The following is a 24403-nucleotide window of genomic DNA, read 5'->3' as shown; positions in this document are numbered from 1 at the left end:
GAACAAGCTGGGGGATGTGGGCAGCTTCCTGGCCTCGGCGACCGGCATCGAATGGTTCAACACCATCGGCGAATCGGTCACCATCGTCACCGGCTTCATCTTCATCGTCTGCGTGCTGGCCTTCCGGCGCGGCATCGTCGGCGAAATGACGGCCTTGTTCAAGCGGCTGGGCAGCCGGTCGCCGGCGACAAGGCCTGCGGTGGTCAAAACAGTGGAGGGATGACATGAACATGCTTGCCTGGTTGCGGTTTGCGGTTGGTTGTGCGGGAGCGTCTTTTGCGGTCGCGGTCACGGCGGCCGATGAAATCGTGATCGGGCAGGTGGCGCCGCTGAGCGGCGTGCTGGCGGACACCGGCAAGGACATGGTGCTGGGAGCGAAGATCTATTTCGATCATGTCAATGCGCAAGGCGGCGTGCACGGCAAGCAGATCCGCCATGTGGTCAAGGACGACGGCTACAAGGTGGACGAGACCGTGCGGCTGACGCAGGAGGTGATCGACAAGGACGGCGCGGTCGCCCTGATCGGCTTTGCCGGCACCGGCAACGTCGGCGAACTGCTGAAGCAGAAGGTGCTGGAGAAGGCGAGCATCGCGCTGGTGGCGCCTTACACCGGCGGCGAAATCCTGCGCAAGCCGTTCAACCCCAACATCTTCCATATCCGCGCCGGCTACGCGGACGAGGCCGAAGGCATCGTCGACCAGCTGGTGATGCTGAACATGAAGCGGATCGGCGTCATGTACCAGGACGACCCGTTCGGCAAGGCGGGACTGGAAGGCGTGGAGGCCGCGCTGAAGAAGCGTGGACTGGAGCTGGTCGCCACCGGCGCGTATGAGAAGAACACCGACAAGGTCGAGGAGGCCGTCCGCGTGCTGGCCAAGGCGAATCCGCAGGCGGTGGTGATGATTTCGGTGAACCGGAGCACCGCGGCGTTCAGCAAGCAGATCCGCGCGGTTTCCACCGTCGCCCAGCTGGTCAATATCTCGGTGGTCAACCCGAAGGAAATCGTGCGCCTGATCGGACCGGAGAGCGCGCGCGGCATCGGTGTCGCCCAGGTGATGCCGTACCCGTATTCCGCCTCGATCCCGGTGGTCAAGGAATACCAGCAGATGATGAAGAAATACGGCCCGCCGGGAAGCGAACTGTCCTACACCAGCTTCGAGGAGTTCGTCGGCGCGAAAGTGCTGGTCGAAGGGCTGCGCCGCGCCGGGCCGAACCCGAGCCGCGAGAAAGTGATGCGGGCGCTGGAAACACTGAATCCCTACGATGTCGGCGGTTTCCCGTTGCGCTTCTCGCCGTCCAACCGGGTCGGATCGCGCTTCGTCGAGATCACGGTGATCGGTAAGGACGGGCGGCTGCTGCGCTAGCCTCGCCGAGCAGGAGCTACCGTAACCGGTGTCCTTGTTTTCGTCTTAGTTGTTGTCGTTGTCGCCGTTGTTGTTGTTGTTGTATCGTCAGTAGTTCCCCAGCAATTTCAGGGCCGCGTTCGCGCGGCCCTTTTTTTATCAGATGCCGGTCGGCCAGGTTTCCGGCGCCTCGCCGTCATGCAAGGCGGCCGTGCGCTCCAGCGGCTCAAGCGCATGGGTCTCGTCGAAATGCACCAGCGCGTCGAACTGGTCGCCGAGCGCCGCTTCGAAATAATGGCTGAACCGTTCGCTCTCGGGCAGGTAGATGACGCCGATCGCCCGCTCCAGCCGCCGCTCGCGCAGTGCGTCCCGGGCCGCCTGCGCGCGCCGCAGCGGCAGGAAGAAGTTGTTGATGCCGGCGTCGTGGAACAGGCGCTCGAAACTGTCGGGATGCGATGGCCGGACCGTCTTCCGTTCCGCCGGGCTGTCCCATTCGGAGGCGGCGGTGACGGTGCCGGCATGCGTCGAGAATCCGAGCAGGAAGGTTGTTTCCCGGCCGAGCTGCTCGCGCACCAGCTGGCCGAGATTGAGCTGGCCGTCGTCGCCCATCTCGGTCACGCTGGCGTCGCCGATATGCGAATTGTGCGCCCAGACGACGATGCGGGCGGGCCTGCCCCGGCTCGCCATGAGATGCGTCTGCAGGGCCGACAGGGTCTCGGCCATGTGCGTGTCGCGCAGGTTCCAGGAAGCGTTCCGGCCCTGGAACATGCTGCGGTAATAGGCTTCCGCATTTTGCGCGACGCGGGCGTTCTGCTGGGCGTAGAACAGTTCATCCGCCGCCGCGCCGTCGCCACGGACATATTGGCCACCTTCTTCGGTCAGGGCGACAAGCTGGCGGATCACCTCGTCCTCGCAGTCCTTGCGCATGCCGAAGTTCGCCGCGTAGCCGTAGCGCTGCGGATCCTCCGCCAGGTGGTCGAAGCAGGCATAGCGGGCCCGGGCCTGGCGCGCGGCCTCGGGATCCACCCGGGACAGGTAGCGCACCACCGATTCCATCGACCGGTGGAGACTGTACAGGTCGAGCCCGAAGAAGCCCACCTTGCCGTCGCCTGCGGCGTACTGCAGGTTGTGCTGCCGCAGCCACTGCACCAGCGCGGCGATTTCGGTATTGCGCCACATCCACTGGGGAAAGCGCTCGAAGCCGGCGAGCGCGCCACGCACGTCTTTCGCACCCTTGGCCGGTGCCGCAGGCGACTGGATATAGCGGTTGACGAGCAGGGCATCCGGCCAGTCCGCTTCCACCGCCAGCGCGTCGAAGCCCTTCCGGATGATCAGCTGCTTGGTCAGCTCCGCCCTGAAGCGGTAGAACTCGCGGCTGCCGTGCGTCGCCTCGCCAAGCAGGACGATCCTGGCGTCGCCGATTTCGTCGAGGACGCTGTCGATGTCGGTTTCATGCCGCAACGGGCGGGCGGCATTGCGCACGGCATCGAGTGCGGCTTGTGATGTGTTCCGGTTTTCCATGCGTGCACCCTTTGGCATTTCGGTCGCCAAGCCGCCTTGGAGTTCCGGAAGCATGGCAAAAAATGCACTTGCCCGGCATCCGCTGGTCTATCTGCTCACGGCGCCTGTGGTGGGCGCCGCTTCCGACAAACCCAGGAGAAAATGATGCAGAGAATTGCTGAAGTGATGACCCGCGACGTCCGCAGCGTCACCCCGCAGGAGACCATCCGCCGCGCGGCGGAGATGATGGACGAGCTGAACGTCGGCGCCTTGCCGGTGTGCGACGGCGAACGGCTGGTGGGGATGATCACTGACCGGGACATCACCGTGCGGGCGGTCGCTGCAGGCGTGCCGCCCGACACCGCGCAAGTCGGGGAAGTGATGTCGGTGCAGGTGCGCTGGTGCTTCGAGGACCAGCCTGTGGACGAGGTGATGCAGCAGATGGCCGACACGCAGATCCGCAGGGTGCCGGTCGTCGACCAGAACACCCACAGCCTGATCGGCATCGTGTCCCTCGGCGACCTGGCGACCAAGCACTCTGCACAGGTGGACCGCACGCTCGAGGGAATCTCCAGCCCCTCCGAGCCGGACCGCTCCCGGCTGGCCCACTAGCCGGGCTCCGGCAAGCCAGGCGCCCGGAGGCCGGGCTCCTGGCTGTACTTTCTTCCGCCGCCGCGCCGGCGCCGCGGTAAACCGATGACGTAGACGAACAGACAAGCCGATATGACAGGCAGACCCATGGCCTGAACGACGGCGAATACCCCAATTGGGGAATGGAAACACCAGGAAGAATGCGGCAGACTCGCTCCTACTTTTCCAAGGAGCAACTGATGCGATCTTTCAAACCTCGTCTTATCGCCGTGTCCTGCGCGGCAGTGCTGATTGCCGCTTGCGGCGGCGGAGGGGGCAGCGATTCCCCGACGGCCGGTGCAACGCCTGCTGTCCTTTCCGGCACGGCAGCGGCCGGCGCCGCCCTGGCCGGCAACGTCACCGTCAAGGACGCGACCGGCAAGACCAAGACCGTGCCGATCGGCGCAGGCGGCGGCTACTCGGTGGACGTGTCCGACATGACCGCGCCGTTCGTGCTGCGCGCGACCGGCTCGGTCGGCGGCCGCACCTACGTCCTGCACTCGGTCGCGACGGACGCAACCAAGACCATCAACGTCACGCCGCTGACCGACCTGATCGTCGCCAATGTCGCCGGCCAGCTCGCTGCCAACTTCTTCGACAATCCGGATACCCAGAAGCTGTCCGCAACCGCAGTGGCCGAGCAGCAGGAAGCATTGAAACAGCGGCTGCTCACCGTACTGACCGCCCTCGGCGTCGATGCGGCGATCGACCTGATGCACACTTCGTTCACCGCCGACCACACCAAGCTGGATGCCGCGCTCGACATCCTGCGGGTCAGCGTCGATCCGGACACGAACATCGCCACGATCAAGAACGTCATCACCAAGGAAGAAATCCAGGACAACCTGGCGTCGAAGACGGACAGCACGAAGCTGACCGACACCACCAACATCTCCACCGGCCTGACCGACCTGCAGGCCATCGTCGCCACCATGAAGTCCCTCAGCGATGCCTTTGCCAAGGGACTGCCGAGCGAAGCGGCCCTGGACCCGCTGGTGCACGCCGACATGCTGCACCACGACGAAGACAAGGCGCAGTTCATTGCCGCCATCAGCGGCGAGCCGGAAAACACCGGCATCCAGTTCACCAATATCGAACTGCAGGACCTGAGCGGCGACACGGCGAAGATCAGCTTCGACGTCATCGACAGGTTCGGCGGCGCCAATGGTGCCGACCGCGATTTCCTGATGAAGAAGGTGGGCGGCAAGTGGCAGCTGTACGGCAACCGCTACAAGGTGGCGGCGGAAAGCTACGCGCTCGCATTCAAGACCATCAACAACGGCGATGCGCCGGTACTCACGACCGGCCTCGAATTCTGGTTCGAGGATCGCAACAGCAGCAACAGCGCCAACGTCGACTACGCCGTCGTCAAGGGACCGGGTCTTCCGTCCGGTGGCGTGCGCTTCGACAAGGGCGGCCTCGGCGGGTCGTGGCGTACCACCTACAGCGTGGGCGGCCACAGCGTGACGTCGACCTTCTATCCGATCTCCAGCGACACCGAGATCGCGAAGATCCCGCGCAACGCGCTGTATGAGGTCAAGATCTACAACGCCGACGACACCCTGTTCGAAACCTATACGAAGACCGTACCCACCCGGCCTTACACGAATGCGGAACTGGCCAACGTCGTTTTCCCGACGCTGACCGCGCCCGACCTCGGGCAGTTCGCCACCTTCACCGGCGGCGAGATCACGGTCAGCGGCAAGGTCCCGACATCGGCCAAGTCGGTATTCGCCCGCGTCGAACTCAACAATGAAGAGATCGAGTCCTTCGACCAGGCGAGCAACGGCAGCTTCGGCCCGATCGTCATCGATATGCCGACCGTCGTCTCGCCGACCCGCCGGACGGTGCGCGCCTCGTATATCGATCCGTACTATCGCGAGATCTTCACTGTATATAACCTGTTCTGAGATTCAGGAACGACGGGCGTCAATGACGCCCGAACTGAGAGCCGTCCGGCGCGAGCCGGGCGGTTTTTTTTCGGCCGATTTCTTTTCGGCCAACAAAGGCAGCGGATGGCGCGACGGGATGCAGGACGGGCTTCCCTGACGTCGGCACGACGGGGCGGCAGCGCGCGTCGGTGGCGCGCGTATGCGGCGGGGAGCCGGCAGAGCGGGCTGGCCTGTCGGCGTCCCGTCTTATTTCGACTGGCCGTTTTTTTGTCCGGCTGTCGGACTGTTCGAAGTGTTCGTGGTGCTGCCCGTATGGCCCTTGCTCGCGGCCGGACCGCCGGTCTCGCCCGCCGCGCTGCCCCCGCTTTGTGCACCGCTCGTGCTGCCCGAGGTGCGCTCCTTGAGATTGGGGCGGTCGCCCGAGCTTTCGGCGGGCTTGTCGGCACGCATTGCGTCTTTTGCACCGGCATTGCCGGCGCCGGGGCGCGGCTGCGCGGTTTGGTCGCCGCTGGCGGCGAGTGCGGAGCATGCCAGGGTGAAGGAGGCGATAACCGAAAGTAGCTTTTTCATGAGAGATGGTTTCCGTTTCAGGATAGGAAATTGACTTTCCTTTTTGATTGGAATTCCAGTCTCCGGTTCGTCGCTCCGCACTGAAGCGCACCTCACTCCGCTATTTCAACGCGAACGACTCGTGCAACGTGAAGCCGCCTGGATACATTTTTGGCCGGTCTCCATGGAAGCGGTTTGTATCTGGCAAAAGTGGAAATTGCGAGTCGCCGCGAATAGGCACTTGGGGCGACAGCGGATCTAGGTCAAGCTAGAGCCGATAGAGCTCCGGCCCTATAATCTCGCCAACTTTCAAAGCAGAAGCCTATTTCATGTCCTTCGATTTGTTCGACAAGCACGAGTTTTTGAATGCCGTCACGTCCGCGGAAAAGCCGGTTGCATTTCTTGTTGGTTCTCCACTGTCTTGGGATTCTTCTGGCGGTGTCGCAGGTGTGGACGAGATGTGTGAATTCATTAGGAACAAAGTCAAGGAACGCAAGTCGAGGGCGCTGCCGGCGTTCGAGTCGGCGATCAAGGATAAGCGGGGCGCGGAGTTATATCAAACAGCATTGCGCTGGCTTCAAGGCAATGTCAGTCAATTGGCTGTCAATCAAGTCATTCAAGACGCGGTCCGCGGGGCGCGGCAGGATGCCGCTATCAAGGAGTTTCATGAGGACGGCGAGCCTGCAGATTGGCACCTGCCTGTAGGCACGATACAGCTGGCAAAACTGGTCTGTAGCTATCCTGATGAATTCCCCGGACCTATTCTGACCACCAATTTCGACCCGCTCCTTTCTCTAGCGATCCGGGCGAGTGGTGGTAGGCCTCACCGTCGTATCGTGGATAGCGATGGCAATATTGGCAGGGACGCGGAAAGTGATCCGGGCACACGGACGGTAGCGCATCTGCATGGTTATTGGCGCGGCTCCGATACCCTTCATACGCCGGCTCAGCTCACCGCAGCACGGCCGAGGCTGAAAGCCTCGCTTCAGTCCATTCTGAGGAAGAAGACTTTGGTGGTGGTGGCCTATAGTGGCTGGGACGATGTATTTACTACCGCACTGGCAGAACTGCTGCAGGATGAAGAGACCCCACTGGACGTGCTTTGGTGCTTTAGGGAGGACAGTGAGGCATTGATTGCTGCGCACTACCGTCGGTTGATAGAGAGGATGCAGCCGGCCATCGCCCGTGGCCTTTTCCGGGCTTACGGCGGCGTGGATTGCCACAGTATTTTTGGTGAGGTCATGGCTGATCTGGCGTCCGTTGCTGCAACAGCAGTCGCCGCCCCCGGACCGGCGCCGCTCGATTCCCCCCTGCCCGGTTGGCAGTGCCTCGACGCGGCAACCCTGGATGCCTTGGAGCCCCTGAGGGAGGCAGAAGCGCGGCGTTATTTCGATGGCGCCGTGCCTGATTGGCGCCATGGCCTGTCGGGAATGATTCCGCGCCGTGAAGCTGCAACATGGATCGCAGAAGGCCGGTCAAAGCTCGACGAAGACTTCGCCTCGTTGCAATTGATTCGTGCGGCGGGCGGCGAGGGCAAGACGACATTGTTGCTTCAAGCAGCGGCGGATGCCGCCAGAAATGAAGGGGTTCGCATTCTTTGGCGCCCGTCGCCCAAATTCAGCCTGTCTCCCGAACAGCTAGTTGCACTGGATCCGGGGTTTCAATGGCTAATCGTCGCGGATGACGCCGAAAACCTCATACAGGTGGTAGCCGAGTCCGCACGGCATTTGCAGCAAGCCGGCCGGGCGAACGTTGATTTCCTCCTTACAGCCCGGGACAGCGATTGGAGGGCGAAGGGAGGCGACCGTGAACCTTGGGCGCAGTGGCTGCAATATCTACCGGACGTTGTACTAAGAGGGATTAATGATTCTGACGCCCAGGCCGTGGTCGCGGCTTGGACGAGGGTAGGCGGGTTGCGCGAACTAGCTAAGGAGAATGACCCGGCCCTTCGGCCGGCACATCTCCTGAAGGCTGTGCATGACCAGGCTGAGGCGCCCGGACAGCGACGGCAAGACGGTTCATTCTTCGGCGGCCTGCTCGCAGTACGTTTTGGAGAAACGGGCCTTCGCGCTCATGTGCGCGAGTTTCTCGCTCAATTGCGCCTAATACCAATCCATGGAACCCAACGAAATCTCGCCGATGCGCTCACTTTTGTGGCCGCCTGCCATGGCGCTGGCATTGATGGCCTGGACGAAAAGGTGCTGGCGGACTTGCTTGACGTACCAAGGGATTGGGTGGGCAGCAGGGTGGTGCGTCCTTTAGGCGAAGAGGCAGCCGCCGTTTATGGTGGCGGGCGAGTGTTCACCCGCCACCGCCACGTAGCCGCAGCAGTGCTCTTGGAAGCCGAGGCAGCGCTTGATTTGGATCTGGCGGAGGTCTGGACACAAATCGTTAAACATACAGTAGCAGCTTCACTGGCCGCTCCCGTTGGCGCTGTTGCCAATTTTGCTCCAATTGTCCTCGCCGGCCCGCAGCTCCAGGCTCGCCTGCCATCGCAAATGCCGGAGGAGCGGCGTAAAGCCATTTCGATCTCCGCAGCAATCGCCGCGGCGAACGTGCATTCGGAGTGGTTAGGGACCGTCATTGCATTGGGTAAGACGTTCCGCCTTGCTGGCGAGTTTTCCCGCGCCGTTAAACTTTTCCGCTTTGAACTGGGCAGTGCGCGCACCAAGAGAGATTTCATGGATATCACTCGCGGATATTGGTACGAATGGGGTGTCTGCGAAGGGCGGTTAGTTGGGGAAGGAGAACACCACGTTGACGCATGGTTACAGGGACTTTCCCTATCGGATGGCCTAAACCCGGTGCCGATTAAGGACGAGCAAATCAAGCTAAGCTGCGCCGGCTTGGGCGTCGCTTTCGGAAAGCTCAGGACAGATGTAGTAGATTGTTCCTTCGCCAGGGCGTTTAGGGCGGTGATCTTTATCGGCCGTTTAGTCCCCCTCGACGTAAGAAGCGTGCATTACTTTGACCTTCATGAGAAGGCTGCTGATAAAGCGAACATTGCACATCCCGGTGATCTCAGTGAAGCTATCAGGTGGCTTACCGAAGGAGTCGCGGCTGCAGGAGCGGCAATTACTGATGCTGAACTCATTCGCCTGACCAATCCCAACCAAGTTTCCTTTAATACCCTGCAAACTAAGCTGGAAGGATTGTCGCGTGGATAGATCTGCCGGAGTTGTGAGAGCCCGGATTGCTTGAGGCTCATTACAAATATGTGTATTGACGGGGAACAGCTTCTCGTTCGCTCTGAATTGTCTCCACTTCCGTAAACACTTCCGAGCCATATATTTTGGCTAGTGGCAGGTGTTATGAGCGGTAAGCGGTACACAGGTTTTCAAGGAAGAAGGTGTTAAGCAGGTGACCGAGCGGAGCCGCCCTATCACCAAGGTGGCAAGCCGGCTCGGGGTGACAACGCATAGCTTGTATGGATGGATAGGAAGTACAGCATATCGGCCCAAGAACGGCAAGCAGCCCAGGGCAGGAAGCTGACATTCGCAAGCTCAAGGCCGAACTTAAAAGGGTGATGGAAGAGCAAGGCATCTAACAAAAGGCCGTTGCGTACTTTGCCAATACTTCCGGGTAAGGTACGCATTTGTCTTCGATGCCTCAGCCCGGTATCTCGTTCGGCGATGGTGCAAGGTAGTGGCGTTGCACTCATGTGGCTACGACGCTAGGCGCTCCAATCCGGAATCCAAGCACGGTATTGAAGACCGGCGTTCGCTCGGACACATCAAGCAGTCATGGCTGGAGAGCGGCGCAGTGTCCGGCTGTCGTAAGGTACATAGTGACCTATATGAGTTGGGAGAGATGTGCCGACAAAACCGCACTTACCGGCTAATGCGGCAACCGCTATTCGGTCGCAGACCGGACATCAACGTAGGCTGGACATTGTGGCGGACAGGCTGCTGTCGTCGTACCGGATATCTGGTTCCGGATTGAGATCAGTTAGGCAGCGCTTCGCTTCCCTTGCATATCCGAGCCAGTTGCATCTGATCCGACAACACCACATGCTCCTCGCCGACCGCGTCGCCTAGGTGAAATGGCAGCACCCAGAGGGTCATGTTTGCGTCGAAAGAGAAAGGAGCCAGGGGCCGGAAGAACGTCGTGCTTTCCGGATAAATTAGGACGAGCTCTTTGTCGCGTTGATCACCGTTGATGTATTTGTGCCCGTAGGCAAACAGCTGGTAGACGTCGGACTGTGACATGCCGTACTTCTTGTCGCGCGCCCGCTGGTCGAGGCGCTTCCACTTCGCGTCCAGGACGATACGACGTCCAGCATACTCGACTAAGAGATCGGGACGCAGTTGAAATAGTCCCTTGCCTTGATGCTCGCAAAGGTGCGTGGAGTTCGCTTGAGAAGTAAGGCGTGCCGTCCGTCGCAGATCACGGCGCAGAGCTGCTTCAACGAAGCGCTCGAACAGCTTTTCCATTGGGAAAAGCATGCTCATCCCATGCCAGTCCCCGTGCAACGCCATTGGCAGTTGCTGGCTTAAGACGAGCTTGCACCAAGGGAGGATTGGCGCATAGTGTGCCAACAGGCGACCGTCACGCCAGGCCTTAAAATCTTGGGAAATGGTGCGTGACGCCGGGACCTCGGCTAAGACTTGCATGAGCTCGCGCGCCAGACGCCAGTTCGTTGGTTCCTGCGTGGTCTGCGCGACGCGCGATAGGGCCGACTTGATTAGTCGGTTCTCAGGGAAGTCGAGCGAGAATACGTCGTGACGGGTGTGGAAGTAGTGTCGACGGACCGGCGCCTGCCGAAGTTGTTTCACTGCGTCCAATTGCCCGCGCAAGTAGCGCTGCTCTTCTTCGACACGCATATAATCGAACTTAATGCCGCGCTTGAGTAAGCGCTCTAGTACCTGCAGGAATTGACGTCGCACCCATTCCGAAAGCGGCGATTGAAACAGCGTGATGTCGGCGGGACCCGTTTGGCGCACGGGCAGGTCTAGCGCGGCCTGGATCATACGCGCCAGGAGTGCGCGGGATGTCTCTTCAGGAGACCCCGTGTCATGGTGCTTGGGTAGAATTTCAACCGTCGTGCCACAGGGCGTCTCCACTATTCCAACGAAGTTATCCATACGCAGCCACCGCGTTCCTTCCACTTCGAGCAATTGTGCCCCGCTCGCACGCGCCCGACTCGCCAAGTTACATAGCCAATCGAACGCGCTTTGCGAGACAGTTGCCCGATCTAGAGTGGGCTCAACGTGAGACGTCGTGAGCCGCGCGTACTCGCGCACGACGACGAGCTTCTTCACCGCTGTGTCCGCTGGATGGCGGCGATAACCTTGGCGCCGAGCTGGCGCGTGTTATATATCCCCCCGCTTGCATTCGTTAAGCTTACATTCAACTCTTGTGCCAACTTTCGCAGAATGGGCATCGCAACTTGTTCTTCGCCGTTCTCGAAGACCTTCACGGTAGTGTCGGCCATGCGCAAGAGCCTGTAGCCGCGATAGTCGGCACTGTCGTCGTCAGCCTGCGAGGCTGCTTTTACCACCGCTGCTCTGGGGCCAACGATGCCCTGATAGGCGCTGAGACGCTCAAAGGCCTCCGGGTTAAGTTCCCAGGTCTTGGCCTGTACCTTGCCGTCGAAGTCGTCGCCGAACAGGTCGGCCACAACCGCACTACCCCTGAGGATGAAGCGGTCCACTGCCGGCTTGCGGTGGTCGTTGAGTACCCAGCCGATCCGCTCCCAATCTTCGAAGAAGTACTCTTTGAGCAAAGGCAGGATTTGCTGCATGAAGATGCGCCCGAGATGACCGATGGTGTTGTCGTGCCGTAGCGGAAGAAAGTAAGCGTGACCGAGGCAGTGCTCGCGATCGAGCAGTGCCTCGATGCGCTGGTTCATGATTTCAAGCAAATTTGACACGGAGACCCCGGCAACGTTAATGTCGGCCAGCAGGTCCGGGCGCGGCGGCATTTCCTTGAACACGAACCGGCGGCGCAACGCCATGTCCAGGCTAGCCAATGAGCGATCGGCCGTGTTCATGGTGCCGATGATGTAGAGATTATTCGGGACGCTGAACGGTTTTTTTGTATAGGGAAGGGTGACGGAAAGCGCTTCGGTATTGCCGGCACGCTTGCTAGGCTCTATTAAGGTAATCAATTCACCGAAAATGCGCGAGATGTTGCCGCGGTTGATCTCGTCGATGATCAAGACGCGCGCCTTCGGCCCCTGTTGCACCTGAAGTTCGCTGGCTTTCGTTGAAAGCAGGCGACGCAGCTTCGCGCGATCGATGACGCTCGATCCAAGCCGGTAAATCGCCTTCTGCATGAAACTCTTATTCATGATGGCGCTCACCGCCGTCGACGGTGCGAAAACCTTGAGCCACCGGACCGATCGGCTCTGGGTGAACTCGTTGTCTTCCTCGGCGCGTGGCAGATATTCATAATCGCCTATAATTTCGCCGATCGCCCGGAATTTTGAGTTGCCGTCAGAGGCAATCACAAGGTCACCGACACGCATGCCTAGGACGAATGCATTGACTGCAGTGACTGGATAATCCGCAGTCGTGTAGCTCAAATTATTGGCTTTGAATGCCGTGATGATGTCGGCCTTACTCTTTACGTCGGAAAAGTCGATGCCCGCACCCCAGCCCAGGAGGATGCGGCTCTGTTCGATGCACTCTTCGTAGATGTAATTTTCTTCGACGCGGTTTCCCAACGACATTTTCCAGATCGCGCGGTTGCTGAGGTCAATCTCGGGAACCTGGTCGACCACGACCTTGACTGCCGCGTCTTCACATATGGACTTGAATACGCCGGGAACGGGAACGAACTTCAGCTGTCCCTTGTCCTCGTCGGGCTCGGCGCGCAAGCCTTCTACGAAGTCTTCGTAGCTGAAGCTTTGGTGAAAGGTGACGAAGCGGATGTGGCCGGACGCTTCCAATTCCCCGAACCTGACCCGCAGGGAAGCGCGGTCAAGGTGGTTTGTTTTCAAAAAGTCCGGGTCAAGAATTGTCAGTGCTTCATCTATCGTGTTGTGGGTCTTGCCGGTTCCCGGGGGGCCGTACAGGATCTGGTTCAACGGGGGCGGTGCATCAACGAGTGGTCTCAACTCGAGATTGGTGGGGGTGTCGCCGTTCATCGTCGTTTCTCCTTCTGCCTTGACGAAGGCGAGGTATTTTTTAATCGCGGCGCGCGGACCGCCGTTGTACTTGTTTCCTATGTCGTATTCCGGTCCACTGCTATAGCGCGCAACCAAAGCTTCGACCTCATCGATGTTGGTGATCGCGAAGATGTCGCTATCGCAGTGATTGGACAAATCGTCGATGAACCGCGCATATTCCTTCGTGGTTTTATCTTGGTAGTCCTGACCGAGCAAGAATGCCCGAAATTTTGCACGTCTGTTATTGTCTTCGGCCATGTTTCGTTCTAAGGGTTTTTAATAGCTTATGCATTTCCAAACTGGGCCACTTCATTCTCTTGGATTCCCGTGTTCCTGGACAGTTTGCGAAGCGTGATAGGCACTTTGAGGAAGCATCAAAATTGTCTTACTGTTGGGGTGATCCTACGCTGGCACATGAACCGAGACCATCCTGTAATCCCGCATTAGCGACAGCTGGAACGGGATGAGGACGAGCTAATACTCGCTAAGGCAAACTATTTTTTCCCGTTTGAGTGTCAGCAGACATATCGAAGCAACCAAGAGAATGCGCGCTGAATTCCATATTATATTCGTGCTGAATAGTGCCGGACTTGTAACCGCATTTACTACTAGTCCATACTGAAGCGAGTTCAAATTGCTTTGAGGATGATATGCAAGGAACCGGGCAGCAGGCCGGCGTACTTTGGTATATCCCGGTCCTTGTACCGCTACATAGCCCGTCGCCCTGATGATCAGAAGGCCGAGTCGTCAATCACGAAGGACCGTTCCGCGTCTATCAAGAGGCAGGCTTGGCAGTCAGAAGACGCAAGAGAAAGCAAATCGCTTGCGTCGAGTGATAGATCGAGGCATCCACTACAGCGCCCAATCAGAGCTGCTCGGTGGATTTCGCTTCTGATGGCTTTGCCGATGGCCTGCGGTGCCGTACCTTGAACATCGTTGACGATCTTACGAATAAGTGCCTGCCCATCGAGGTCGAAGCGTCCTTGCAAGGTGGCCGCGTCGTGGCAGGGCTGGAACGGCTTAGTGATGCCCAAGGATTGCCATCGTTGATCACGACCGTCTATGGGCCCAAATTCGCAGCGGAAACGCTAGCCGAATGGGCCTACAGGGCCGGCTTGAAGCTGAACTTCCAATAATTTCGAATAATTTCCACATCTAATCCAGCAATCAGAGCTTCGTTCGCTCACACGTTCGAGCTCGGTTCGGGGAATGAACGCCCTCGGTCGGGCGTGATGAAGCTGCTTGCGCGCTTTCTCGAGAAACTTGCGCGGCAGGGAAAAGTAAGACAAAATCTACGCGTGCGACCCATGAGGGCGCTCGTTGGGCCAATCCGAGCTATCGGTTGGTACCCGTAGTGCTCTTTAGGGCGAGCGGGGTTTCATTCACTTATGGAGCCCCTCATGCCCAATTCTCTTCGCCGCACACGTTCTATTGCTTTTGAACGTCAACGCGGGCGCTGTTTTTACTGTCAGGCGCCCACTTGGCTGAGAGCTCCTGACCAATTTGCTTCCACATTTCGACTGACGATCAGGGAAACACGCCAGTTGCAAGCCACGGCGGAGCACCTCATTGCACGTTGTGATGGCGGAGGAAACCGCCGAGACAACATCGTTGCGGCCTGCGTTTTCTGCAATTCGCGTCGCCACCGTCGTGCGCGTCCGCTCGAGCCAGAGCAATACAGGCTCTTGGTTCAAAAACGCCTTGAAAAAGGCTGTTGGCATTCGCCTCGGATAGTCGAGCAAATTCGCAATGAACTGAGCAACACCAGTACGTTCCAGTGCTGACCATAGGTAGCGTCTGCGAAGGGCGCTACTGTTTTCCTGTCCCAAGTTTTGGTGGGGCATTTCCTCGCCCACCACCAAATGCATTGCCAGTTTTACTTGGCCAATTGCCGCCGGGAAGTCCTGTCGGCGGCCTTCCACTACTTTTTCCACCCCCGGTACTTTTCGCGTTTGAGCCTCCAGCGTTACTTCTGGCTGTTCCTTTGCTCATGGCCAACCTCCTGTTTCAGTTACATGGAGTGTGCGAGCCGGTAGGCCAACAGGCAAAGAAGGGGTTCGGGAATTCCGCGCGATACGATTTCGTATTAGGGCGTGAAATAGGTAGTCAACGTGTTGAGTTGCAAAGAAATAGGTCAACTGCTTGATAACACCCTAGATATGCAAAAAGGCCAGTCCGAAGACTGGCCTAAGTGCTGATTCTAATGGTCGGGGCGGCGGGATTCGAACTCGCGACCCCTTGCACCCCATGCAAGTGCGCTACCAGGCTGCGCTACGCCCCGACGAGCCGGCAATTATAGCAGAGCTCTGCTTTTCCGCCACGCATTGGTAAAAATCCCTTCAATCGAGCTTGATCCCGGTCTGTTTGATCACCGGTCCCCACTTGCGGGTCTCGGCGTCGATGAGGGCGGTGAAGGCGGAGGGGGTGCCGCCGACCGGGGCGAGGCCGGCTGCCTGCATCCTTTCCCTTACCTCGGGCAGCCTGAGGATGGCGTCGATCTCCTGGTTGAGGCGGGTCACGATACGGTCGGGGGTGCCGCGCGGGACGAGGATGCCGTTCCATGTCAGCGAGGCAAAGCCGGGCAGGCCGGATTCCGCCAGGGTGGGCTGGTCGGGAAGCAGGGGGAAGCGCCTGGCGCTGGTGACGGCTAGCGCCCGCAGTTTGCCGGCGCGGATCTGGGGCATGACGGCCGAGGGTACGCTGAACAGGACATCGGTCTCGCCGCCGGCGGTGGCGAGCGCGGCCGGCGGCGCGCCGTTGTAGGGAATGTGGACCATGTGAACGCCGCTTGTCTGCTTGAACAATTCCATCGTCAGGTGCGAGGACGAGCCGTTGCCGACTGAGGCGTAGTTGAGGCGGCCGGGGCGTTCCCTGGCGTAGCGGATCAGGTCGGCGACGCTGTGCACCGGGAGGGCGGTGTTGACCACCAGCAGGTTGGGCTGCTCGCTGGTCTGGATCACGGGGGCCAGGTTCTGCTGCGGGTCGTAGGGCAGGGTGGTGAGGAAGCGGGCGTAGGCCAGCGGGCCGTTGAATGACATCAGCAGCGTGTGGCCGTCGGCCGGTGCGCGGATGACCTGGGCGCTGGCGATGGTGCCGGCCGCACCGGGGACGTTGTCGATGACGATCGGCTGGCCGAGGCGGTCTTTCAGGTGCTCGCCGATGAGGCGGGCGATCAGGTCGAGGGAGGAGCCGGCGGGCGCGGCGACGACCAGGCGGAGCGGGCGCGACGGCCAGTCGCTTGCGGGAGCAGCCTGGGCGGCGCAGGCAAATACCAGCATCGCGCAGGAAAACAGCAGTCGGCGTAACATCGGTCCCTTCATGGCGCGCTTGCAAAAGCACGCAGCATAGCACCGGCATGCGCCGGTGCGTCAAACCATCCAGGCAAACAGATGACGATCAAGATCAGTGACCAGTTCGAGGCGGGCGCAATCGAGGTGGTGCGCGCGGACAGCGCCGCCGCCATCGCGCTCAGGCTCCGCAACGATTCGCATGCCGACGTGCGGCAGTGGTTCCATTTCCGGCTGCAGGGGGCGCGCGGGCAGGCCTGCAGCATGCGCATCCTGAACGCGGGGCAGGCGGCGTTTCCGGACGGGTGGCGGGGGTATGCCGCCTGTGCCAGCTACGACCTGGCACACTGGTTCCGGGTGCCGGCGGAGTACGACGGCGAGGTGCTGGAGATCCGGCACACGCCGGAACGGGACAGCATCTATTACGCCTACTTCGAGCCGTATTCCTGGGAGCGCCACCTGCGCCTGCTGGCCCGGGTCGATGCATCACCGCGGGGACGGGTGATCGACATCGGCAGCAGCGTCGAGGGACGGGACATGAACGTGGCGGTGATCGGCGACCCGGCGGCGCCCTTCAGGATCTGGGTGATCGCGCGCCAGCATCCGGGCGAGACGATGGCGGAATGGGCGGCAGAGGGCATGATCGATGCGCTGCTTGACCGCGCCAACCCGGTGGCCCGGAAGCTGCTCGCGCAGGCGGCGGTGTATGTCGTGCCGAACATGAATCCCGATGGCGCGGTGCGCGGCAACCTCCGCACCAATGCCGCCGGCGCGAACCTCAACCGGGAATGGATGAACCCTTCGCTGGAGCGCAGTCCGGAAGTCCTCGCGGTCAGGAACAAGATCCATGAGACGGGCTGCGACCTGTTCCTCGACCTGCATGGCGACGAGAGCCTGCCGTATGTGTTTGTCGCCGGCTGCGAGATGCTGGAGGGGTTCACCGGCGAGCAGATGGCGGCGCAGCAGGCGTTCGTCGACAGCTTCAGGCAGGCAAGCGCGGATTTCCAGACGGTGCACGGCTATGCGGCCAGCAAGTATCGGGAAGACATGCTGCAGCTGGCCTCCAAGTACATCGGCCATGCCTTCGGCTGCGTGTCGCTGACGCTGGAAATGCCGTTCAAGGACAACGCCGACCTGCCCGATCCCGCGCACGGATGGGACGGGGCGCGCAGCGCCCGCCTCGGGGCGGCACTGTTGCAGCCGATGCTGGATGCGGCGCTGCGGGGCCGGTGATGGGCGTGGAGATCGAGCGCAAGTTCCTGGTGCGGGGCGACGCGTGGAAGCGCCTGGCACCGGGCGTGCTGCTGCGCCAGGGCTACCTGTCGTCGTCGGCGGAGCGCATCGTGCGGGTGAGGATCGAGGATGCCGCCGCGACCCTGACGATCAAGGGCAGGACCACCGGTGCGACGCGCGGGGAATGGGAATATCCGATGCCACTGGAGGATGCCCGCGTCCTGCTCGACACGCTGTGCGAACGGCCGCTGGTCGAGAAGTTCCGGTATCGGATCCCGATCGGCGGCATGATGTGGGAAGTCGATGAATTCCTGGGCGAGAACGCCGGACTGGTGGTGGCCGAGATCGAGCTGACTAGCGAAGACCAGTCGTTCGACCGGCCCGAATGGCTCGGTGAGGAAGTCACGCACGACAGCCGCTATGCCAATGCCAGCCTGCTGCGCCACCCGTATTGCCGGTGGTAGCGCAGCCCGTGGGGGTCAGTGGAAGTGGCCGCCGTTGCTGGCCACGTCCTCCGGCATTTCGGCATGCACCAGGTCCGCGTCCGCGTCGGGGTAGAGCGGTGCGCCGCAGTCGTCGCAGAACTCCATCGGGAAATGCTCGGGATGGCGCTTGATATGGGTGACGCCGCAGGCCCGCAACAGGGCGGTGATTTCTTCCACCGGGGTGCGCAGGTCGCTGTCCAGCACCTCGGGCGAGGTCAGGCCCTCGAAGCTGTTCTCGGCGACCTCATCGTCGTCTTCCTGGCCGTACAGCGGCCAGACCACGCCGTAGACCACTTCCGGGTTCTGGCGCAGGGTGAAGCCGATCCGGTATTCGTCGATGCGCTCGCCGCTCGGGTCCTCGGTGAAGCCGCCGACGATGGCGCGCAGGCCGGTGGGGTCGACGCCGAGCGCGTTGGTGAGATAGTGGACGGCGGCGCGGATCGAGATCGGGCGGATCTGGCGGTCGGCTTCGCGGCAGGCGACGTAGTACGCCTCGGGCATCAGCAGCTCGACCCCGCAGCCCGGCAGGAGGCTGGCGATGTTGGGGGCGGCCTGCTTGCGCCAGCGCTCCAGCGCGTGCTCGCGTCCGGCGGGATTGAGGTCCGCCTGCCAGGCGAACAGCGCCTTGCCTGCCGGCGCCGCGACCGCTGCGAGAAGGTAGCGGGTATCGGCAAGGAAGGGCGCGGTTTCGGGCGCGTTGCCGGTCGCACGCGGGGCCGTGCCCTTGACCGCGGCCTGCGCAAGCCGCTGGACCAGGCTGAAGGTTTCGGCATGCGAGCGCGGCAGCTGGTCGATGGCGTAGAGATTCGGCAGCAGCGCAAGCCGCGCATCCGGCGCCAGCAGATGGCCGTGCAGGTGCGCGCCGAGGGTGGTGCACATGTCCTCGCTGATGCTGCCGGAACCGATCGAGAAGCGGGTCCACGCAAGGATGGGCACCGCGATCAGCAGGGCGTGGTACTGGACGCCGTCGTGCTCGACCGAGCACGACTCGCTGCCGGCTTCGACGGCTTCCATCAATGCGTCGTAGGCAGCGAGGTCTGAGCGGAACAGGTGGTCGAGGGCGCTGTCGACCGTATCCTGGTGATTGCCTTTCAGGGTCTTGTGGAGCAGCGTGTCGAGGACGTGCTCCCACAGGCGTTCCTCCAGGCGGCTGGCGGATTGCACCATGCCTTGCGCGGCTGTAACGAGGCGCTGGCTGTCGGCGGACAACCGGTTGTGAGAGCTTTTGGAAGAACGACGCATTGGACGGACCAGGAAAGAACAGCGGAACCGTATTGTAGTTGATTCAACAGGCGGGTGATAAGACTGGCGGCAAGCGGCCGGTCGCCCTTGACCGGCCAGCACCGGCGGACCCCGGCAGACGACGGGTCTTGCCCCATGGAGAAACGATGAACCAGGAAGAAATAGTGGCGCTGTTCCGGCAGCAGGCCGCCAGCCTGCCGGCCGAGCTGCCGGCGATCAATCAACCCATCCTTGACCTGGCACAGTTGCTGGCCGATTCCCGCGGCCGGCTGTCCAAGGAGAACTTCGAGTCACTGCTGCGGATCGGTGGCGTCCTCTACCGTCTCGGCGCCGATCAGTTCAATGCGCGGCAGGATGTCGCCTCCATCATGCAGAAATCCGCGGACAGGGAGAACGACGGGCAGGGGTGATCCGGCAGCGGGGAAGGCAGGGCGGGACATCGGACCCGCCTCGCCGTCATTCCTGCAACGGCAGGCAAGGCCGCATGACCCGGGCGCTGCGTTTGCACAATGCGCCGGGCCCCGATGCAGGCCCGGCGCAGGATCGTCACCGCGCGGCGGTTTCGCTCAGGCCGCCGCCCAGCGAGCGGTACAGGTCCACCGCATTCGTCAGGCGCAGCAGGCGGGCCTGGATCAGCGATTGCTGGGCCGAAAACAGCTCGCGCTGTGCATCCAGCACGTCGAGCGAGCTGGCCACGCCGTTCTGGTAGCGCAACTCGGACAGCTTGAGGCGGTCCGCCTGCGCCTCCAGCACCCGGCGCTGGGCATCGATCTGCTCGTCGATGGCGCCGCGCGCCACCAGCGCATCGGCGACCTCGCGGAAAGCCACCTGGATGGTCCTCTCGTAGTCATTGACGGCGAGGTTGTTGCGCACTTCGGCCAGCGACAGGTTGGCGCGGTTGCGTCCGGCGTCGAAGATCGGCAGCGCCAGTTGCGGCACGAAGGACCAGGTGCGGGTGCCGGCCTCGAACAGGTCGCCGAGCTCGCTGCTGGCGCTGCCGATGCCGGCCGTCAGCGAGATGCGCGGGAAGAAGGCGGCCCGTGCGGCGCCGATATTGGCATTGGACGCCATCAGCCGCTGTTCGCTGGCGCGGATGTCCGGCCGGCGGACGAGCAGGTCGGAGGGCAGCCCGGCCGGCAGCTCGGCCACGATGTTCTGCGCCGACAGCGTCTGCGCCGGCGGCAGTTCGCCCAGCGGACGGCCGACCAGCAGGGTCAGCGCATTGACCGACTGCGCGCGCTGGCGCGTCAGCGTCGCAAAGGCGGCGCGCGCGGTCTGCACCAGCACTTCGTTCTGGCGCAGGTCCAGCGCCGACGACGCCCCGACCTCGAAGCGCTGCTGGGCCAGCTTGTAGGCGGTCTCGCGCGCGTTCAGGGTGCGCTGGGCAAGCTCCTGCTGCTCCGCAAAGGCGCGCTCCGCCAGGTAGGCCTTGGCGACTTCCGCCACCAGGCTGATCTGGACCGAGCGGCGCGCTTCCTCGGTGGCGAGGAATTGCGACAGGGCCGCCTCGTTGAGGCTGCGCACGCGGCCGAAGAAGTCGAGCTCGAAAGCCGCGAGGTTGAGGCCGACCTGGTAGCTGGTCGTGACCGCCGAGGCGCCAAGCGGCGACACCGCCGCCGCGGTCCTGCCGCGCGATCCGGCCAGCGCGGCATTGAAGTTGGGCAGCAGGTCGGCGGCGACGATGTTGTACTGCGCGCGCGCCTCCTCGATGCGGAGCGCCGCGGTGCGCAGGTCGCGGTTGTTGGCCAGCGCGCCTTCGATCAGGGCCTGCAGCCGCTGGTCCTGGAAGAACTCGCGCCAGCCACTGTCGGCACTGATGCCCGTCGCGGTGGCGACCGGCACCGGCTCCGCCGGGAAGGCGCCGGCGATCGGCGCCGCCGGACGTTCGTAGGTCGGCGCCAGCGAGCAGGCCGATAGGACGCCGGCGGCAAGCAGGAGGGAGACGAGGTTGCGTATCTTCAGCATGGTCATACACCCCCCTGGTCTTCGGGGGCGGTCTTGGGTGAATGGGTTGCCCAGAATTCCTGCTGGCGCTTGCTGCCCTTGAACAGGCGGCGCACGACCACGAAGAAGACGGGCACCAGGAACACGGCGAGCAGGGTGGCGGTGATCATGCCGCTCATCACGCCGGTGCCGATGGCGCGCTGGCTGGCGGAACCCGCCCCGGAGGCGATCACCAGCGGCACGACGCCGAGGATGAACGCGAGCGAGGTCATGATGATGGGCCGGAAGCGCAGCTTTGCCGCTTCCAGGGTCGCCTCGATCAGGTCCTTGCCCTGTGCCTGCAGGTCCTTGGCGAACTCGATGATCAGGATCGCGTTCTTCGCCGACAGGCCGATGATGGTGATCAGGCCCACCTTGAAGTACACGTCGTTCGGCATGCCGCGCAGCGTCACGCCAAGCACCGCGCCGAGTACCCCCAGCGGCACCACCAGCATCACCGACAGCGGGATCGAGGTGCTCTCGTAGAGCGCGGCGAGCACCAGGAACACCGCCAGCAGCGACAGCGCCATCAGCATCGGCATCTGGGCGCCGGACAGCCGTTCCTCTCGGGACTGGCCGGTCCATTCGAAGCCGAAGCCGGCCGGCAGCTTGGCTGCCAGCGCTTCCATCTCGGCCATCGCTTCGCCCGAGCTGAAGCCGGGCGCGGCCTGGCCGGCGATCTTCATGGCCGGATAGCCGTTGTAGCGCACGATCTGGACCGGGCCGTTGATCCACTTGAACGAGATGAAGGTCCCGAGCGGCACCATGTTGCCGGCCGCATTGCGGACATACAGCTTGCTGAGGTCTTCCGGCTGCATCCGCTGCGTCGATTCCGCCTGCAGGATCACCCGCTGCTGCCGTCCCTGGTTGGGGAAGTCGTTCAGGTAGGCCGAGCCGAGCGCCGCCGACAGGGTGTTGTTGATGTCGGCAAAGGACACGCCCAGCGCGCTGGCCTTGTCGCGGTCGACGTCGACCTGCAGTTGCGGCGCGTCCTCCAGGCCTTCCGGCCGCACGCCGGCCAGCAGCTTGCTCTGGCCAGCCATGCCGAGCAGCTGGTTGCGCGCCGCCAGCAGGGCGTCGTGGCCCATCCCGCCGCGGTCCTGCAGGCGGAAGTTGAAGCCGGTGGCGGTGCCGAGCTCGGGGATCGGCGGCGGGTTCAGCGCGAACACGATCGCATCCTTGATCTGCGACAGCACGCCCATTGCCTTGCCGGCGATGGCATCGGCGGCATTGGCGGCGTCACGCTGGTCCCAGTCCTTCAGCGGGACGAAGGCGATGCCGGCGTTCTGGCCGCTGCCGGAGAAGCTGAAGCCGGTCACGGTGATCGTGTGCTCCACGCCCGGCTGCTTCAGGAAGTAGCCTTCGACCTGCTTTGCCACCTCCAGCGTGCGGTTGGCGCTTGCGCCCGGCGGCAGCTGGATGTTGGTGAGGATGTAGCCCTGGTCCTCGTTCGGCAGGAAGGACGACGGCAGGCGCGCAAACAGCAGGCCGACGCAGGCGATGATCAGCCCGTACACCACCATGTAGCGCGTGGTCTTGCCGAGCATGCCCACCACGACGCGCTGGTAGCCGTTGGTGGCCGAGTTGAACTTGCGGTTGAACCAGCCAAAGAAGCCGCGCTTCTCGTGGTGGTGGCCTGCCTCGACCGGCTTGAGCAGGGTGGCGCACAGCGCCGGCGTGAGGGTCAGCGCCATCAGCGCGGAGAATGCCATCGAGGCCACCATGGACAGCGAGAACTGCCGGTAGATCGCGCCGACCGCGCCGCCGAAGAAAGCCATCGGGATGAACACCGCGATCAGCACCAGCGTGATGCCGATGATGGCGCCGGTGATCTGGCCCATCGCCTTGCGCGTGGCCTCGCGCGGGGAGAGGCCTTCCTCGCTCATGATGCGTTCGACGTTCTCCACCACGACGATCGCATCGTCGACCAGGATACCGATGGCCAGCACCATGCCGAACATCGTCAGCACGTTGATCGAGAAACCGAATGCGAACATGGCGGCGAAGGTGCCCATCAGCGCGACCGGCACGACGATGGTCGGGATCAGCGTGTAGCGGATGTTCTGCAGGAACAGGTACATCACCAGGAACACCAGCAGCACCGCCTCGAGCAGGGTCTTGACCACTTCCTCGATCGAGATCTTGACGAACTTCGAGGTGTCGTAGGGGATATCGTACTGGATGCCGGGCGGGAAGTAGCGCGAGAGCTCTTCCATCTTGGCGCGCACCGCGGTGGCGGTGCCGAGCGCGTTCGCCGTCGGCGACAGCTGCAGGCCGACCGCGGACGACGGGCTGCCGTTGACGCGGGCGGAGGTTGCATAGGCCTGGCCGCCGAGCTCGACTCGCGCGACGTCACGCAGGCGGATCACGGAGCCGTCCGGATTGGCGCGCAGCACGATGTTTCCGAACTGCTCGATGCTCGTGAGCTGGCCGGTCACCACGATCGGCGCGGTGATCTGCTGGCTGCCGGGCGCGGGCAGTTCGCCCAGGGTGCCCGAAGCGACCTGCGCGTTCTGCGCGCGGATGGCATTGGCGACATCGGTCGGGGTCAGCTGGAAGCCGACCAGCTTGTCCGGGTCGACCCAGATGCGCATCGCGCGCTCGGTGCCGAACAGGATGGCTTCGCCGACGCCGGGGACGCGCTTGATCTCGTTGACGATGTTGCGCGAGATGTAGTCGCCGAGGCCGATCGGATCCATGCTGCCGTCCTTGGACGACAGCGTGACCACCATCAGGAAGTTGCTGCGCGCCTTGGTCACCTGCACGCCCTGCTGCGTGACCGCCTGGGGCAGGCGCGATTCGACGCGGCGCATGCGGTTCTGCACCTCGACGGCCGCGAGGTCGATGTTGGTGCCCGGCGCGAAGGTCGCGGTGATCTGGGCCTGGCCGTTGCCCTGGCTCTGGGACTCCATGTACTCCAGACCGGGGGCGCCGTTGAGCTCCTGCTCGATCAGGCTGGTGACGCTGTTTTCCAGCGTCTGGGCCGTCGCGCCCGGATAGATCGCGGTGATCACGACCGAGGGCGGCGCGATCGTCGGATACTGCGCCACGGGCAGGCCGGTGATCGACAGCGCCCCCGCGAGCAGGATGAAGACCGCGAGCACCCAGGCAAATACCGGGCGATCAATGAAATATTTTCCCATTCGCT

Annotated in this window: 17 protein-coding genes, 1 tRNA gene and 2 pseudogenes; 10 read left to right on the top strand and 10 right to left on the bottom strand. The window is 62.4% G+C overall.

Annotation, left to right across the window (positions count from 1 at the left end; translation table 11 throughout):
- Both VIM12_RS03375 and VIM12_RS03370 read left to right on the top strand, forming a co-directional pair.
- Nucleotides 1-223: pseudogene (locus VIM12_RS03375) on the top strand (hypothetical protein); the annotation flags it as partial.
- A 1-nt stretch (nt 224) separates the two neighbouring features.
- Entirely contained in the window at nt 225-1364 is a 1140-nt protein-coding gene (locus VIM12_RS03370) for an ABC transporter substrate-binding protein (protein ID WP_331940203.1), read from the top strand.
- Between the two features lie 138 nt (nt 1365-1502).
- On the opposite strand, the gene VIM12_RS03365 is transcribed toward VIM12_RS03370, so the two are convergent.
- Nucleotides 1503-2864: an erythromycin esterase family protein gene (locus VIM12_RS03365; RefSeq protein WP_331940202.1), complete on the bottom strand. Its 1362-nt coding sequence runs from the start codon at nt 2862-2864 to the stop codon at nt 1503-1505.
- Between the two features lie 144 nt (nt 2865-3008).
- Here VIM12_RS03365 and VIM12_RS03360 point away from each other — a divergent pair, with 144 nt between their 5' ends.
- Together VIM12_RS03360 and VIM12_RS03355 are read left to right on the top strand one after the other, a co-directional pair.
- A complete protein-coding gene (locus VIM12_RS03360) occupies nt 3009-3455 on the top strand; it encodes a CBS domain-containing protein (RefSeq protein WP_331940206.1) in 447 nt (148 codons plus the stop codon).
- Between the two features lie 218 nt (nt 3456-3673).
- Nucleotides 3674-5383, top strand: a complete 1710-nt coding sequence (locus VIM12_RS03355) for a hypothetical protein (RefSeq protein ID WP_331940201.1) — start codon at nt 3674-3676, stop codon at nt 5381-5383.
- Between the two features lie 228 nt (nt 5384-5611).
- Here VIM12_RS03355 and VIM12_RS03350 read toward each other — a convergent pair whose 3' ends face one another.
- A complete protein-coding gene (locus VIM12_RS03350; RefSeq protein ID WP_331940200.1) occupies nt 5612-6016 on the bottom strand; it encodes a hypothetical protein in 405 nt (134 codons plus the stop codon).
- Nucleotides 6017-6243: 227 nt separating this feature from the next.
- Here VIM12_RS03350 and VIM12_RS03345 point away from each other — a divergent pair, with 227 nt between their 5' ends.
- Both VIM12_RS03345 and VIM12_RS21275 read left to right on the top strand, forming a co-directional pair.
- On the top strand, nt 6244-9081 hold the full coding sequence (locus VIM12_RS03345; RefSeq protein ID WP_331940199.1) for an SIR2 family protein: 2838 nt from the start codon (nt 6244-6246) through the stop codon (nt 9079-9081).
- 172 nt (nt 9082-9253) lie between these two features.
- Nucleotides 9254-9406 (top strand): annotated as a pseudogene (locus tag VIM12_RS21275) (transposase); the annotation flags it as partial.
- A 452-nt stretch (nt 9407-9858) separates the two neighbouring features.
- Here the strand turns inward: VIM12_RS21275 and VIM12_RS03340 are convergent.
- The 3 genes from VIM12_RS03340 to VIM12_RS03330 form a co-directional block, all read right to left on the bottom strand.
- On the bottom strand, nt 9859-11175 hold the full coding sequence (locus tag VIM12_RS03340; protein ID WP_331940198.1) for an McrC family protein: 1317 nt from the start codon (nt 11173-11175) through the stop codon (nt 9859-9861).
- Entirely contained in the window at nt 11172-13283 is a 2112-nt protein-coding gene (locus VIM12_RS03335; protein ID WP_331940197.1) for an AAA family ATPase, read from the bottom strand. Before VIM12_RS03335 ends, VIM12_RS03340 begins: the two co-directional genes overlap by 4 nt.
- Before the next feature lie 473 nt (nt 13284-13756).
- Nucleotides 13757-14059: a hypothetical protein gene (locus VIM12_RS03330; RefSeq protein ID WP_331940196.1), complete on the bottom strand. Its 303-nt coding sequence runs from the start codon at nt 14057-14059 to the stop codon at nt 13757-13759.
- A gap of 354 nt (nt 14060-14413) precedes the next feature.
- On the opposite strand from VIM12_RS03330, the gene VIM12_RS21270 reads away from it, so the two are divergent.
- Complete coding sequence (locus VIM12_RS21270; RefSeq protein ID WP_414691743.1) at nt 14414-14809, top strand: HNH endonuclease; 396 nt, start codon at nt 14414-14416, stop codon at nt 14807-14809.
- A gap of 420 nt (nt 14810-15229) precedes the next feature.
- On the opposite strand, the gene VIM12_RS03320 is transcribed toward VIM12_RS21270, so the two are convergent.
- Together VIM12_RS03320 and VIM12_RS03315 are read right to left on the bottom strand one after the other, a co-directional pair.
- Nucleotides 15230-15306: transfer RNA gene (locus VIM12_RS03320), tRNA-Pro, on the bottom strand.
- A 58-nt stretch (nt 15307-15364) separates the two neighbouring features.
- Complete coding sequence (locus VIM12_RS03315) at nt 15365-16333, bottom strand: tripartite tricarboxylate transporter substrate binding protein (protein ID WP_331940194.1); 969 nt, start codon at nt 16331-16333, stop codon at nt 15365-15367.
- A gap of 81 nt (nt 16334-16414) precedes the next feature.
- Between VIM12_RS03315 and VIM12_RS03310 the strand changes: the two genes are divergently transcribed.
- A complete protein-coding gene (locus VIM12_RS03310; RefSeq protein ID WP_331940193.1) occupies nt 16415-17545 on the top strand; it encodes a M14 family metallopeptidase in 1131 nt (376 codons plus the stop codon).
- Nucleotides 17545-18009 carry a CYTH domain-containing protein gene (locus VIM12_RS03305; RefSeq protein WP_331940192.1) on the top strand — a complete coding sequence of 155 codons (465 nt, stop codon included), beginning with the start codon at nt 17545-17547 and terminating at the stop codon, nt 18007-18009. Before VIM12_RS03310 ends, VIM12_RS03305 begins: the two co-directional genes overlap by 1 nt.
- Nucleotides 18010-18024: 15 nt before the next feature.
- Here VIM12_RS03305 and VIM12_RS03300 read toward each other — a convergent pair whose 3' ends face one another.
- Complete coding sequence (locus VIM12_RS03300) at nt 18025-19272, bottom strand: DUF2863 family protein (protein WP_331940191.1); 1248 nt, start codon at nt 19270-19272, stop codon at nt 18025-18027.
- A 146-nt stretch (nt 19273-19418) separates the two neighbouring features.
- Here VIM12_RS03300 and VIM12_RS03295 point away from each other — a divergent pair, with 146 nt between their 5' ends.
- Entirely contained in the window at nt 19419-19682 is a 264-nt protein-coding gene (locus VIM12_RS03295; RefSeq protein WP_331940190.1) for a hypothetical protein, read from the top strand.
- A gap of 136 nt (nt 19683-19818) precedes the next feature.
- Here the strand turns inward: VIM12_RS03295 and VIM12_RS03290 are convergent, their stop codons facing one another.
- The gene (locus VIM12_RS03290; protein WP_331940189.1) at nt 19819-21243 is read right to left on the bottom strand and encodes an efflux transporter outer membrane subunit; all 1425 of its coding nucleotides are present in this window, start codon (nt 21241-21243) and stop codon (nt 19819-19821) included.
- Entirely contained in the window at nt 21240-24398 is a 3159-nt protein-coding gene (locus VIM12_RS03285) for an efflux RND transporter permease subunit (protein WP_331940188.1), read from the bottom strand. The genes VIM12_RS03290 and VIM12_RS03285 overlap by 4 nt, the downstream gene beginning before the upstream one ends.
- Between the last annotated feature and the right edge of the window lie 5 nt (nt 24399-24403).

This window comes from Noviherbaspirillum sp., from assembly GCF_036563305.1.
GTDB lineage: Bacteria > Pseudomonadota > Gammaproteobacteria > Burkholderiales > Burkholderiaceae_D > Noviherbaspirillum.
Note: the sequence above shows the minus strand (reverse complement) of the source record. Positions and strands in the feature narration are given on the sequence as shown.

What these genes read in the sequence shown, in the direction of transcription:
- VIM12_RS03285 (WP_331940188.1), bottom strand. Translation starts at nt 24,398, where the DNA reads ATGGGAAAATATTTCATTGATCGCCCGGTATTTGCCTGGGTGCTCGCG.
- VIM12_RS03300 (WP_331940191.1), bottom strand. Translation starts at nt 19,272, where the DNA reads ATGCGTCGTTCTTCCAAAAGCTCTCACAACCGGTTGTCCGCCGACAGC.
- VIM12_RS03305 (WP_331940192.1), top strand. Translation starts at nt 17,545, where the DNA reads ATGGGCGTGGAGATCGAGCGCAAGTTCCTGGTGCGGGGCGACGCGTGG.
- VIM12_RS03370 (WP_331940203.1), top strand. Translation starts at nt 225, where the DNA reads ATGAACATGCTTGCCTGGTTGCGGTTTGCGGTTGGTTGTGCGGGAGCG.
- VIM12_RS03290 (WP_331940189.1), bottom strand. Translation starts at nt 21,243, where the DNA reads ATGACCATGCTGAAGATACGCAACCTCGTCTCCCTCCTGCTTGCCGCC.
- VIM12_RS03315 (WP_331940194.1), bottom strand. Translation starts at nt 16,333, where the DNA reads ATGTTACGCCGACTGCTGTTTTCCTGCGCGATGCTGGTATTTGCCTGC.
- VIM12_RS03365 (WP_331940202.1), bottom strand. Translation starts at nt 2,864, where the DNA reads ATGGAAAACCGGAACACATCACAAGCCGCACTCGATGCCGTGCGCAAT.
- VIM12_RS21270 (WP_414691743.1), top strand. Translation starts at nt 14,414, where the DNA reads ATGGAGCCCCTCATGCCCAATTCTCTTCGCCGCACACGTTCTATTGCT.
- VIM12_RS03335 (WP_331940197.1), bottom strand. Translation starts at nt 13,283, where the DNA reads ATGGCCGAAGACAATAACAGACGTGCAAAATTTCGGGCATTCTTGCTC.
- VIM12_RS03295 (WP_331940190.1), top strand. Translation starts at nt 19,419, where the DNA reads ATGAACCAGGAAGAAATAGTGGCGCTGTTCCGGCAGCAGGCCGCCAGC.
- VIM12_RS03360 (WP_331940206.1), top strand. Translation starts at nt 3,009, where the DNA reads ATGCAGAGAATTGCTGAAGTGATGACCCGCGACGTCCGCAGCGTCACC.
- VIM12_RS03310 (WP_331940193.1), top strand. Translation starts at nt 16,415, where the DNA reads ATGACGATCAAGATCAGTGACCAGTTCGAGGCGGGCGCAATCGAGGTG.
- VIM12_RS03355 (WP_331940201.1), top strand. Translation starts at nt 3,674, where the DNA reads ATGCGATCTTTCAAACCTCGTCTTATCGCCGTGTCCTGCGCGGCAGTG.
- VIM12_RS03345 (WP_331940199.1), top strand. Translation starts at nt 6,244, where the DNA reads ATGTCCTTCGATTTGTTCGACAAGCACGAGTTTTTGAATGCCGTCACG.